Origin of the sequence: Hymenobacter negativus, from assembly GCF_016056375.1 — a bacterium.
Lineage (GTDB): Bacteria > Bacteroidota > Bacteroidia > Cytophagales > Hymenobacteraceae > Hymenobacter > Hymenobacter negativus_A.
This window is the reverse complement of record NZ_JAEDAE010000002.1, coordinates 601260-614303: the sequence shown is the minus strand read 5'-3', so window position 1 is coordinate 614303 and position 13044 is coordinate 601260. Positions and strand designations below refer to the sequence as shown.

The following is a 13044-nucleotide window of genomic DNA, read 5'->3' as shown; positions in this document are numbered from 1 at the left end:
GTCTTCGGCTGCTTAATCGAAGCCGCCACCGCGGGTGTCGTCGGCCGGCTCGTCTTTGCGCTTGCTGCGGGGGCTTTCGCCCGCGTTGCCGAAGCGGTAGGTGAAGCCCAGGTACACAATACGCGACTCGCGTTTGTTGCGCGCCAGCGACTCGAAACCGGGGCCGTAGGCGTTGAAATTGAATTGCAGGGTGTTGAAGATATCGGACACCCGCAGCGAGATGCTGCCCTTGTCTTTGAGCACGCTTTGCTTGGCAGCAAAGTCGGCGTTGAACTGCGTAAGGCGCTGGCCCTGGGCCGATACCACCGGCGAACGGTAGTTGGCCGACAGCTGCAAATCGAGCTTTTTGGTGGGCGACACCGTGGTGTTGAGCCGGCCCGTGTACACGACGTTGCTGTTGTTAAAATCCAGGTTCGTCGGCACCGAGCCCTTGATGATGCGCCGAAACGCCGAGGCATTGGCGCTCAGCTTCCAGATGCTGGTGACCGGGGCCGAAGCCACCAACTCCAGGCCGTAATTGGTTTCCTGGCCCACGTTGAGGCGCGTGGTGTTCGTGACGAGGGCGTTGGTGACAGGGTCGCGGAAAAACGGGTCGCGGATGTTAGTAATCGTGTTTTCTTCGAGCCGATAAAACGCCGTGGCGCTCACCGAGCTGCTGGCCCCAAAAAAACGTTGGTTGCCCAGCTCCAGCGAATGGACGAACTCCGGGAACAGCAGCGGATTGCCGGTGCGCAGGTTCAGTGGGTCCGAGCGGTCGGTGAAGGGGTTCAGCTCGTCGGCGCTGGGGCGCTGCACGCGGCGCGAGTAGCTGAGCTGCACGCGGTTTTCCTTGCTCACGTCGTAGGCCAGCACGGCGCTGGGAAACAGGCTCAGGTAGCTGCGCGTGAAGTGGCCGTTGGGCACGTCCGTCGATTGGTCGCCGCGAGTATTGGTCTGCTCCAGGCGCAGGCCAAACTGGTAGCTGAACGCGCCGGCCGCGTTGGCATACGTGCCATAGGCGGCCTGAATGAGCTCGTGGTAGATAAAGCGGTTCGAGGGGTCGAAGGCTAGCGCGGGCCGGCTGGTGTACTGATAGTCGTTGTCGGAGCGGCGCGAAATGCTTTTGGCCCCCAGCTCGTAGCGGCCCTTGTCCCCTACCGGCATCACGTAGTCAATCTGGGCCGAGGCAAGGTCGTTTTGAGTATCGAACTGCTGGTAGCCGCTGGTGTTGTCGCGATAGTTTACATCTGAGTTCACCCCAATCTTGTACAGTACAGGCGTGTAAATGGCATTGGCCGTCAGCTCGCGGCCCTTTTGGGCAGGCCAGAGGTGGCGGTAGTCGAGGCTGAAATCGGCCTGCTTGGCGAAGCCGGCGTTGGTGACGTAGCGGCTGCTGTTGCCCAGCGGCGGCGCGAAGCTGGTTATCAGATTGGTCTGGGTCGAAAGAATAGTTTCCTGATTGTCCTGGCTGTTGTAGCGCGGCTGCACGGTCAGGGTCAGCGTTTGGTCGGGCGTAAGGGCGTAGTCCAGGCCCAGACGCAGGGCGTGCGAGGTGCCCTGAAACACGCCGGTGCGGTCCTGATTCAGCACCACGGTGGTGTCGAGGCGGGTGGTACGCTGGCGCACCGAGCCGTAGCCCGTGCGCCGGTCGTCGCGGAAATCGTAGGAGCCAAACACGTTGAACTTGCCCTTGTGGTAGTTCAGGCTCAGCGAGGTATTGTACTTCTCGCCGGTGCCGGCGGTGGCATTGGCCTGGCCGTTCAAGCCGTCCTGGCGCTCCTTTTTCAGCACGATGTTAATGATGCCGGCCGAGCCCTCCGCATCGTAGCGCGAGGAGGGGTTGGTCACCACTTCAATGTTCTGGATGGAGCTGGCCGGCAGCTGGTCCAGCGTGACGCCGGTGGGCTTGCCGTCCACAAAAATGCGCACGTTGGTCGAGCCGCGCAAGCTCACCGCGCCGCTCTGGTCCACCGTCACAGAGGGGACGTTCTGGAGCACGTCTACGGCCGTGCCGCCGGTGGCGGTCAGGTCCTTGGTCACGTCGATGACCTTCTTGTCGAGGTTGTCGGTCACGATGGCGCGCTGGCCTTTCACTACTACTTCGGCCAGCTTGGTGGCGGCCACGCGCAGCCGCAGCGGCCCCAGCTGGAGCGCGGGCGTGGCCGCGGTGAGGGCCACGGCGCGCTGCCCGGTGCGGTAGCCCACCACCGAGGCCCGCAGCACATAATTGCCAAGCGGCACCTTCTCGATAACAAATGCGCCGGTTTCTAAGGTCTGCGCGCCGGCCACGAAACTGGAATCGGTGGCCCGCAGCAGCACCACGCCGGCGAAGGGCAGCGGCTCGTTGTTGGCGGCATCGAGCAGCTTGCCGCTCACACTACCGCCGGTCTGCGCCTGCGCAGCCAGCGGGCCGGCCAGCCCGGCTACCAACATTACCCTGCTTAACAACTGCTTTGGCCCCACCCCAACGGCACGGGCACTAAAAAACCGCACGAGGGCGGTGAGTAAAACTTTCATATCCCTAAAAGTCATTCATCAAGTACGGCCAACGACACCATCGCCCCGCTTTAGCTGCCTGCTCGCTGCAAAATTGCAACCTAAACCTGTGGCAATTCTGGACCACGGCCCCACCATCCAGCACCGAAAAAGCCGGCGCGGCCGCGACTATCGCAGCCACGCCGGCCCTGCTTCCTGGCCCCGTGGCCCGTGCTACGGCTTGGCGAAGCGCCGGTCGTGGGTGAAGGTGGTATCGGTGAGGGTTTGCAGGAAGGCCACGATTTTGGCTTTCTCGTCCTTGGTCAGGCCCAGCGGGTGGCCGGCACCTAGCTTGTTGTTGCTGCCGTTCAGTATCAGCGGGTCGAGGTTGGGGCTGGCCGTGGCAATGTGCTCGTTGTAGTGGCTCAGCACGCTGTCGAGGTTGGGAAAGCGGCCGTCGTGCATATAGGGCGCCGTGAGGGCAATGTTGCGCAGCGAGGGCACGCGGAACTTGCCGTTGTCGGTGGCGCGGCCGGTTTGCAGGCCCAGGCCCAGGTCGGTGAGCGTGGCGTCGAGGCCGTTGTTGCGGAAGGCGTTGTCGGTTTGCAGGCTGCCGTCGTGGCAGTCCTTGCAGTTGCCGCCCCGGATGCCGGCCGGCCCGTCGGGGTGCGTCACGAACAGCACTAGGCCCTGCTGCTCGTAGCTGGTGAGGGCGCCCCGATTGCCGGCCAGGAATTTATCGTAGCGCGAGTTGCTGGAAACCAAGGTGCGCTCGAACTGGGCCAGGGCCTTGAGGGTGTTGTCCTCGGTGATGGTGCTGCTGCCAAACGCTTTGCGAAACAACGCCGGATACGTGCTGGTGGCTTGCAGGCGGGCCACGCCGGCGGCCAGCGTCTGGTGCATCTCCACTGGGTTTTCGATGGGAATGCGGGCCTGGGCTTCGAGGCTGCTGGCGGCGCCGTCCCAGGTGAGCTTGGGCTCCCAGGCCAGGTTGGCCAAGGACATGGAGCTGCGCGGCGTGGCACTGCCGTTCACGCCCTGGGCATGGGCCAGCCCGTCGGTGAAAGCCAGCTCCTGGCGGTGGCAGCTGGCGCAGGAAATCGTGCTGTTCACCGACAGGCCTTTCTCGTAGAACAGCTGCCGGCCCAGCGCCACGCCTTCCACCGTCAGGGGGTTGTCGGCGGGCTGGGCGGGCAGGGGCGGGAAGTTGGCGGGCACCACCAGGTTGTAGGGCGTGGGGGGCACCACGGGGCCTTCCGGGTCCACGGTGCTCACGGTGTCGCTGTCGTGCTTGCAGCTGGCCAGGGCCAGCAGGCCGGCTCCCAGCCAGGCCCATGTCGTCTTCGGAATCCTCCGCATACCGGCGCTTAGTTGGCGTGAATGTGCTCAACCGTGAACATGCCGGCCGCGTAGTTGTCGGCCATCACGGTTTTCCAGGGGCTGCTCGTGTCCACGATGTAGGTGGTGGCAAAGTTGATGTTTTTGGCCGGCGTGGCGCTTTCGAATAAGCTCTGCACGTTCATGCTCATGTGGATGGCGGGCACGTGGCCGGCCACCACGGGCAGCACCACGCCTTTGTCGAACGCAGGCGACACCACCCGCAGGGAGTTGCTGCCGTTGATGTCGTAGGTCAGGAAATGGCTGCTGCTGGCCGGGGCCTGGGGCGAGGTGCCGGTCATGGTCAGAAACACGTATTCGCCGCCCCACTCCCAGTACATCTCACTGGTGTGCACCAGGGCCCCGCCCTTGGCGGTGGCGTTGTTGTGGGCGTCGTCCACACCCACCGCGAAGCTGATGCCGGTGTAGTCGCCCACGGGCACTTTGTCAATCAGAATCTGGTACGACTTGGGGTCGTTGGCGTCGAAGAGGTAATAGCCGTCGGGCACGGCGTAGGTGGAGCCGTCGACTTTGGTGAGCTTCACGTTCGAGAGCATCACCAGGAACTTCGACACGGTGAAGGCCTGGCCGTCGGCCTTGGTGTAGGTTTTGGTGTTGAGCTCCAGGTCGGCCGTGCCCACCACGGGCTCCAGCTGAATGGCGAAGCTGCTGGTGGGCGCTTCGGGCTCCACCGTCTTTTTGCCGCAGCTGCCCAACACGGTGGCGGCCAGCAGCGGAGCCAATAGCAGGTGGGTAAGCGTGGAGGATTTCATGGTCTTGCGGAGTAAGGTGTTTGTCATGGGCAGGGGTTGTTTGCAGAAGCGCGGAAGCCGCGCATAGGTTCCGGACGGCCCGAAAATACGGGGGCGAAACTGGCGGGCTGCTGCGCAATAATCAGGCCGCTTCCCGGCTCCTCGCTCACACGTCCAGCTCGAAGCTGACGATGGTGCCCCGGCCCAGGCGCGAGTGGATGGCCAGCCGGCCGCCCAGCAGGGCCACGCGGTTGCGCACCCCGGCCAGGCCAATGCCGGCCAGCGGCTGCCCCACCAGCACGGCCGGCTCGAAACCGCAGCCGTTGTCTTCCACGCTCACTTCGAGGCGGCCGTTTTCGTGGGCCACGTGCACCACGGCCTCGGTGGCGTGGGCGTGCTTCATCACGTTGTTCAGCAGCTCCTGCACGGTGCGGTACACCCCAATCTCAACCGGCGGGCTGAGGCGCTGGGTCAGGCCGGACAAGTGCAGCCGGATGGGCAGGCCGGCCGGCGCAATGCGCTTCACCAGCTCCTGCAGGGCGGTTTGCAGGCCAAAATCCTCCAGCACGCCGGGCGTGAGCTCAAAGGAAATGGTGCGCGTGGCCCGGATGGCTTCCTGCAGCAGGTTCAGCGCCCCGTCGGGTGCCCCCGCCACCCCGGCCCGGCCCGCCAGGCTGAGCTTGGCGGCGTAGAGGAGCTGGCCCAGACCGTTGTGCAGGGCCTCGGCAATGCGCTTGCGCTCGGTTTCCTGGGTGGCCAGGATGGCGGCCAGCACTTCCTGCTGCTGGCGCAGGCGCAGCTGGGTGGCTTCCTCGGCCAGGCTCTCGCGCTCGGTCACGTCGCGCACCACCGTGAGCATGCCGCTGGGCTGGCTTTCGCCGCTGTGGTACAGGGGCACGATGTGGGCATCGTAGCGGCCAGGGCCCAGCTGGAATTCGCGGCTGAACAGGTTAATACGCTCGCCGGCCAGGGCGCGGCGCACCAGTTCCCGGCCTTCGTCGTTGAGGTGGGGCAGCACCTCGAACAGGGGGCGGCCCAGGACCTGGGCGGCAGACTGCCTGAAATAGGCGGCGGCCTGGGCATTCCAGGCCGTGATGCGCTGGTCGCGGTCGACGGCCACGATGCTGTCCACGGTGTTCTCCAGCAGGCTTTCGATAAATTCCTTGCCCTGCTGAAGCTCCTGCCGGGCCTGCCGGGCGGCCGTGATGTCGCGCCACAGAATGTGCACCACCGGCGTGGCCCCGTCCAACTCGATGGGCGTAAGCACGGCTTCCACCCACACCAGCTCGCCCGTGAGCCGCTGCATCTGGGCCTCGCAGCGTTTTGAACCGTTGCGTAGGGCATCGGCCATGGCTTCGTGAACCAGGTCGATGGTGCGGCGGCCGTCGGGCTGCCGCTCGGGGGCGTGGGCCCAGACCGGCCGGCCCACCAGCTGCCGCCGGTCGGCGGTGCCCAGCAGGCGCAGGGCGGCGGCGTTGCAGTCCACCACCTGGTAGCCCTGCATCAGCACCACGGCCGTGTGGGTTTCGGTGAAGAGCTTGCGGAAGCGGGCCTCGCTGGCGGCCAGGGCCGCCGTGGCCTGCTGGCGGGCGCTGGTGTCGAGCACCGCCAGGCGGCACTGCGGGCCGGTGGGCGTATCGACCCGCAGGCCTTCGAGCTGGCCAAAAAACGGGGTGCCATTTTCCTGCTGCAGCGGTAGCTCCAGGCTCTGGGTGCTGTCGGTGCCAAACACGCGGGCCAGAAACTGCCCAAACGCCAGGCGCTGGGCCGGGGCCACAAACAGAGCAAACCGCCGCCCCGCCAGCCGCTGCCGCACGGCGCCCAGCAGCCGGGCCCCGCTAAAGTTGAGCTGCTCGATGAGGCCGGCTTCGGTGAGGGTGAAGTAGCCCACCGGGGCGTAGTCGTAGAGGTCAACGTACTGGCTGCGGGCCGCCTGGGCTTCGGTCTGGGACAGCAGTAGCTCTTCGTACTGCATTTCCAGCTCTATCTGGTACACCTGTAGTTCCTGCACCAGGCGCTGCATTTCCTGGGGCGTTTGCTGCTCGGTGGCCTGCGTGACGAGCCGCCGGCGCTGTTCGGCGCGGGCGCGCAGCTCCAGCAGCGCGGCGTGCGGGTCGGCGGGGGGCAGGGCGGGTGTGGCGGGGGGCAGCATGAGCAGAAACGCGTGGGATACAGTGAAGATAAGCAGGCTATGGCGCAAGGCCGGCGCCGGGCCGCCAGCTCCGCCGAAACGCCTACCCTCCGGCCGCCAAGTGACGCCCTTGTTTCACTCCAACAAAAACCCTTGGTCGCATGCCCAACGAGTTCCATTCCGACATCCCCCGCCAAGGTGATTGCCGACGTGCAGGCCCATTTCGCTGCTACCCCGCTTTGCGGCGGCCTACCCCGGCTGGCTCATCAGCCATGCCACGGCCGCCCCTTCGTCGTAGAACAGGCCGGCCTGGTACGGGCGCTCATCGGCCAGGGCCTCGCTCACGGCGGCGGCCACCGTGGGGTCGGTGTGCAGCTGCTCGAAGCGGGCGGGCGGGCAGATGACGGCCAGCCGCAGCGGGTGCGGGGCCAGCCCGACCGCCACCGCCGGCAGAAACTTATGGGTGAGCCACTCCGCCACCTCCAGGTTAAGCGGGCCGGTGCCGCGGGCATCGAGCAGCCAGCGGGCGCAGCCGTGCTGCAGGGCCAGCACCAGCGTGGCCTGGTACGACTTGCGGGCCTCGGCCGCGGTGTAGGGCTTGAGCCAGCGCAGCACCACCATGTGGAGGCCCTGCTGGTAAGCCAGCGAATAAGCGGGTACGGAAAGGACGGGCACGGCTTGCATGCCGCCAATATAGACAAACAATAATATTAATTTGTCCTCCGCATTATCCGCCCGCTACGCCCCCACTACTTCCACGCCCAGCAGCAGGCGGCCGGTGCGGGCCCCGCCGCTGGTGATGGCCCGCCCAAACAGGCGCAGCGTGCGCGGGCCGGCCCCCGGAAACGTGGCCGTGTAGGGAAAATCGGCGAAGGGCTGGTCCGGGTGGCGCAGGGTAGTTTCGAGGCGTTCGCGCAGGGCGGGCTGCTGCCAGGCCCCGCCGTCCAGCTCGCGCAGCAGCTGGCCCAGGCTGCGCGCGCGGTCTAGCCCAAACAGCGTGGCAAAGGCCTCGCTGATGGCCAGCACCCGCTGCCCGGCATCGAGCACGAGCAGGGGTTCGCGCAGGGTTTCGGCAATGCTTTCGGCAAAGCGGGCGCTTTCCTGCAGCTGGGCCTCCAGGATTTTAAGGGCAGTGATGTCGGTGAAGGTGATAACGGCCCCGCTGATGTAGTTGTCGAGGGTGCGGTAGGGCAGGATGCGCATCACGTACCACTGGCCCTGGGTGGTCTGGATGTTGGCCTCCACGGTCACCAACTTGTTGAGCACCTGGCGCACGTCCTGGGCCAGGTTTTCGTGGCGCAGGGTGGTGGCAAAGTGCAGAATGGGGCGGCCCACGTCGCTGGGCAGCAGGTTCACAATGCGGTGCACAGCCGGCGTGAAGCGCTTTATCACCATGTCGTTGTCCAGGAAAATGGTGGCTATTTCCGTGGCATCGAGCAGGTTTTTCATATCGTTGGCGGCCTGGCTCAGCTCCTCGGTTTTGGTGAGGTACTGCAGGTTGAGGGTCATGAGTTCCTCGTTCAGGCTCTGCATTTCCTCCTTGTTGGTCATGGCCTCCTCGTTGGTGCTTTGCAGTTCCTCGTTGGCACTCTGGAGCTCCTCGTTGGTGCTCTTGAGCTCTTCCACGCTGCTTTCCATCTCCTCGATGGTGGTCTGGAGGCGGTGCTTGGTGTAGTGCAGCTCCTTTTCCAGGGTTTGTACCTGGGCGTCGTGGTCGGGGGCCAGGGTGGCCTTGCCCAGGCGCAGCCGGCGGGGCGTGGGCTGCTCCTCAAACACTACCAGCAGCAGGCCGGCCAGGGGCTCGCCTTCTTCCAGCACCTTCACCGTAAGGCGCAGCAGCTGTACGCCGGCGTCGAGGCGCAGCTTCACGCCCTCGGCCACCACGTCCTGCCGGGTAGCCACGGCCCGGTGCACGGCCTCGCTCAGCTCGTAGTTGAGCTCTTCGCGGGCCATATCGAACACATTCATGGCCCCCAGGCCGGGGGCGGGCTCCAGGTAGCGGCCGGTGCGGCCGTTCACGTACAGGATTTCGCCCTTGGGGTTGATGACCACGGCGGGCGGGGTGTATTGGCGCAGCAGCACGCGCTGGACCAGTGCGGCAAACGGCGCTTCTTTGCGGGCGTTGTTGGAAGTCATGGGACCAGTGGTAGAAACGGGCGCGGCCTGGGCATGCTGCCGGGCCAGCGCAAAAGGAAAGTTGGCCAGCCGTGTGAGCGACGACGGCACATCGGAGCGGCGCGAGATTTTCCACTTCACGTCCAGCGGCATAAACAGGTCTTGGAAGCCGGCGAGGTTTTCGCTCGGCCCCAGAAACAACAGCCCGCCCGCGTTCAGGGCGTAATGGAAGATGGGAATGAGGTTTTTCTGGAGCTCGGCGCTGAGGTAGATGAGCAGGTTGCGGCACACCAGCAGGTCGAGTTTGGTGAAGGGCGCGTCCTTGTTCAGGTCGTGCACGGCAAACACCACCACGTCGCGCACTTCCTTTTTGATGCGGTAGCCGTCCTCGGTTTTGGTGAAGAAGCGCCGCAGCCGCTCGGGGCTCACGTCGGCCGTCACGTTTTCGGGGTACAGCCCCACGCGGGCAAAGTCGATGGCGTCGGGGTTGATGTCGGTGGCAAAAATCTGGAGCTTGAGGTAGCTGGTCGGCATCATTTCGCCCAAGCCTTCGAGCAGAGTGATGGCCAGGCTATAGGCCTCCTCGCCCGTAGAGCAGCCGGGTGCCCACACCCGCACGGTGCTGTCGGCAGACTTGCTGCGCAGCAGTGGCAGCAGGCGCGCCTTCAGCTGTTCAAACGCCTCGCGGTCGCGGAAAAACTTGGTCACGCCGATGAGCAGCTCCCTGAACAGGGCATCCACCTCGGCCGGGTTCTGCTGGAGGTAGCGTACGTACTGGGTAAACGCCCGAATCTGGTGCGAGTTCATGCGCCGGTCGATGCGCCGAAACACCGTGTTGCGCTTGTAAAAGCTGAAGTCGTGCCCGGTTTTGGCCCGGATGAGGTGAAAAATCTTTTGCAGGGCGTGGGCCGGGCGGCTGCTGCTGTCTGCTTCCTCGCGACGGGGGCGGGTGTCGGGGTGGCGCACGTAATCCAGCAGCCTGGCCGGCAGTTGCTCAGCGGGCAGCACAAAATCCACAAACTCGGTGGCCAGCGCCGAGCGCGGCATCGAGTCGAATTCGGCCGTTTCGGGGGCCTGCACCATCACCATCCCAAAGTTTTCCATCACCATTTTCAGGCCCAGCGTGCCATCCGAACCCAGCCCCGAGCAGATGATGCACACCGCCCGGTCGCGCGCGTCCTTGGCCAGGCTCTGGAAAAAGAAGTCTATGGGCAGCCGGTAGCCCGCCGGCTGCGTGGGCGCAAACAGCAGCAGCATGCCGTGCAGAATGCTCATGTCGCGGCCGGGCGGAATCACGTACACCTGGTTGGGGCGCACCCGCTGGCCATCGCTGGCCTCACACACCGGCATTTTGGTGAAGTGCTGGAGCACCTGCGCCAGCTCCGAGGGCTGGTCGGGCAGCAGGTGCGTCACCACCATAAAGGCCATCCCGCTATCGGCCGGCATGGCCCGAAAAAAACCTTCAAACGCTGCCAACGACCCCGCCGAGCCGCCCAGTGCCACCAGAGGAAACTTTTCGGTTGCGTGTTCGGGGTGCCGGGCCAGGGCGCCGGCAATGGGCTCGTCGCCGTCTCGGGGCATTTCGCCGGGCGGGGTGATGTGGATGCCGGGTTCGTCGGGCGCGGATGCCGAAGGGGTGGGATTCATAAAACAGCGGGCGTGAAAGCCCCTGCTCCCTTTGGAGCTGGGCCAAAACAAATTTACCGTAAAAACCCCCGGGCCTTCGCCACGCTCAGGCTTTTGCCGTAGTAAATTCTATTTTCCCCACTCCTCATGGCAGCTCCGACTTATCTTATTGTGGTGGGCGCTTCGGCCGGCGGCATGCCCGCCCTGGTCGAATTTGTGGCCCACCTCCCGGCTGCCATTCCCGCCGCCATCCTGGTAGTTCAGCACTTCGCCCCCGATTTTGACGGCCAGCACCTCGTGGACCGGCTGGCCCGCCACACCGCCCTGCCGTGCCGCCTGCCTGCCGACGGCGAGCCTCTAAAGGCCAGCACCCTCTACCTGGCCCCGCCCGACCGCCACCTGCTGGCCAAGGACGGCAGCGTGCCCCACCTGCTGGTGACCAAAGGCCCGCGCGAAAACCACTACCGCCCCGCCGCCGATACCCTGTTTCGTTCGGCGGCCGTGGCCTATGGCGCGCGCACCGTGGGCGTGGTGCTCACAGGGATGCTGTACGACGGCACCGCCGGCCTGGAATTTATCAAGCGCTGCGGCGGCGTGACCATCGTGCAGGACCCCGGCGAAGCCGAATTCCCCAGCATGCCCGAAACGGCCCTGCAAAACGTAGACGTGGACTACGTGGTGCCCCTGCACCAGATGGCGGCCCTGCTCGCCGAAATCACCCACAGCCCCGCGCCCCCGCCCCAGCCCCTCATCCCCGACGACCTCCGGCAGGAAGCCGCCATTGCCGAAAGAGTGGTGGGCGATACCAACTCCGTTGAGCGCATCGCCCACTTGGTGCCCCTCACCTGCCCCGACTGTGGCGGCAACCTCTGGGAAGTGAACGAGGGCAACGTGCTGCGCTACCGCTGCCACACGGGGCACGCCTACACCGCCGACAGCCTGCTGCACAATTCCCAGCAGCACCTCGAAGAAACCCTCTGGGTTGCCCTGCGCATGATGGAAGAGCGCAAAAACCTGCTCACCGGCATGGCCACGCGCGGCACAGCTGCCTACAGTGCGCAGCAGCAAGAGAAGCTGGGCGACATAAAAAAGCACATCAACCGCCTACGCGAGTTCCTGCTGGCCGGCAGCAACCCCAGCACCGTGGCCACGCCCGAAGACTAACGGCTTATCTTTTTGAGGCGTCAGAAAAGCGTAGAGACGCGACACTTCGCGTCTCGGCGTTGGCATCGTTTATCACAGTTGCCGCTCAACAATGAGACGCGAAGTGTCGCGTCTCTACGCCGCGGTGCCGTAACGGCTTCTCAGGCTTCCAGGCTCCAGTCGTGCCAGTTGGCCTGGCGGGCGGCGTCCAGCAGCGTGGGCACCATGCAGGGCGCGGGGCCCAGTTCCTGTTCCAGCAACTCGCGTTTCACGCGCTCGGGCACGTGCACCAGCACCAGTTGCGCGTGCTGCTCCTGAAGCTGAAAGTGCGAGTTCCACAGCAGCCGGGCAGCTTCGGCCGACAACGATTCCAACATGCCGCAATCGACCCATACCGAATGCTTGCCGCTGCGCTGCGCCCGGCGCAGCCAGCGCGCCAGCACCGCTTCCGATTTGGCCTGCCGGCCGGGCGCCAGGATGAGCAGGTAGCTCTCCGGCAACAGTTCGTGGTATATAACGTGCATAACCAACAGCATTTAAGTGGTACTCCGACGCGCACAGACAGGATATTTCGATACCACGCGGCGACCTATCCGATAATGTTGATACAAATTTCGCCGGAAATCTAAAAAGATGCTAAGCTATAAATACGGTTTTCACTATGTATAACTACTTAAACTCTTATCGGGATAAATTCAATTATCCGACTGCGGCCCGGTGCGCTGCGCAAAAGCGGGCGACCCAGCGAAAATAAAGTTAAACATATATTTATTTTAATACAATTGCAGCGCATGAAAACTCCTTCCTGTCTCCGCACGGCTTACCAAAATCGCGGCATTGTGCCGACATTGGCCGCGCGGCGGGCGCGGCATGAAGCAGTGGCCGCCAAAAAACCTTTTGTCAACTTCTTTTTCACCTTTTTCTCGCTTCACGATGAGCCCTTCTGTACGTAACGTCATTGCCTGGATTTTGCAGGCCCTGCTGGCCGCCATGTTCATTTTCTCGGGCGGCCACAAACTGATGGACCTGCCCGGCACCATGAAAATGTTTGAAGGCCTGGGCCTGCCGGGCTGGTTTGCCGTCCTCATCGGGGGGGCCGAGGTGCTGGGCGGCATTGGGCTGCTGGTGCCGCGCACGGTGCGCCCGGCGGCCATGGGCCTCATCATTATCATGCTGGGGGCGGTGTACATGCACGCCACCAAAATTCCCGGCGGACTAGCCAAGGGCGTGCCGGCCATTGTGGCGCTGGTGCTGCTAGTGGTGGTGCTGATGCTGCGCAGCCGCACCGAGGCCCGCACCGTCTGAACCGGCTAATGGGTCTGTCATTCCGACGCCGGAGGAATCTAAGTAAGCCCGGCAATGTGCGGTCCTCAGATTCTTCCGGCGTCGGAATGACAGACTTGGCCTTGCCTCAATCCCAAACCATTGCCGCCCGGCCGGGTTGCT

At 64.5% G+C, this 13044-nt stretch carries 10 protein-coding genes; 3 read left to right on the top strand and 7 right to left on the bottom strand.

The window, feature by feature from the left end:
• Positions 1–12: 12 nt before the first annotated feature.
• The 6 genes from I7X13_RS07515 to I7X13_RS07490 all read right to left on the bottom strand — a co-directional run bounded on the left by I7X13_RS07515 (position 13) and on the right by I7X13_RS07490 (position 10476).
• Positions 13–2496, bottom strand: coding sequence for an outer membrane beta-barrel family protein (locus I7X13_RS07515; RefSeq protein ID WP_198074993.1), 2484 nt, complete (start codon positions 2494–2496; stop codon positions 13–15).
• A gap of 192 nt (positions 2497–2688) precedes the next feature.
• Entirely contained in the window at positions 2689–3813 is a 1125-nt protein-coding gene (locus tag I7X13_RS07510) for a cytochrome-c peroxidase (RefSeq protein ID WP_198074992.1), read from the bottom strand.
• Positions 3814–3821: 8 nt separating this feature from the next.
• Entirely contained in the window at positions 3822–4604 is a 783-nt protein-coding gene (locus I7X13_RS07505) for an MbnP family protein (RefSeq protein ID WP_213019040.1), read from the bottom strand.
• Between the two features lie 145 nt (positions 4605–4749).
• Entirely contained in the window at positions 4750–6735 is a 1986-nt protein-coding gene (locus I7X13_RS07500; RefSeq protein WP_198074990.1) for a sensor histidine kinase, read from the bottom strand.
• A 228-nt stretch (positions 6736–6963) separates the two neighbouring features.
• Complete coding sequence (locus I7X13_RS07495) at positions 6964–7389, bottom strand: hypothetical protein (protein ID WP_198066661.1); 426 nt, start codon at positions 7387–7389, stop codon at positions 6964–6966.
• Between the two features lie 63 nt (positions 7390–7452).
• Positions 7453–10476 carry a CheR family methyltransferase gene (locus I7X13_RS07490; RefSeq protein WP_198074989.1) on the bottom strand — a complete coding sequence of 1008 codons (3024 nt, stop codon included), beginning with the start codon at positions 10474–10476 and terminating at the stop codon, positions 7453–7455.
• Between the two features lie 126 nt (positions 10477–10602).
• On the opposite strand from I7X13_RS07490, the gene I7X13_RS07485 reads away from it, so the two are divergent.
• On the top strand, positions 10603–11619 hold the full coding sequence (locus I7X13_RS07485; protein WP_198074988.1) for a chemotaxis protein CheB: 1017 nt from the start codon (positions 10603–10605) through the stop codon (positions 11617–11619).
• 140 nt (positions 11620–11759) lie between these two features.
• Here I7X13_RS07485 and I7X13_RS07480 read toward each other — a convergent pair whose 3' ends face one another.
• Positions 11760–12122 carry an STAS domain-containing protein gene (locus I7X13_RS07480; RefSeq protein ID WP_198066664.1) on the bottom strand — a complete coding sequence of 121 codons (363 nt, stop codon included), beginning with the start codon at positions 12120–12122 and terminating at the stop codon, positions 11760–11762.
• A gap of 267 nt (positions 12123–12389) precedes the next feature.
• Between I7X13_RS07480 and I7X13_RS07475 the strand changes: the two genes are divergently transcribed.
• Together I7X13_RS07475 and I7X13_RS07470 are read left to right on the top strand one after the other, a co-directional pair.
• Positions 12390–12551, top strand: a complete 162-nt coding sequence (locus I7X13_RS07475; RefSeq protein WP_198074987.1) for a hypothetical protein — start codon at positions 12390–12392, stop codon at positions 12549–12551.
• Positions 12532–12903, top strand: a complete 372-nt coding sequence (locus I7X13_RS07470; protein WP_198074986.1) for a DoxX family protein — start codon at positions 12532–12534, stop codon at positions 12901–12903. Before I7X13_RS07475 ends, I7X13_RS07470 begins: the two co-directional genes overlap by 20 nt.
• Positions 12904–13044: the final 141 nt, after the last annotated feature.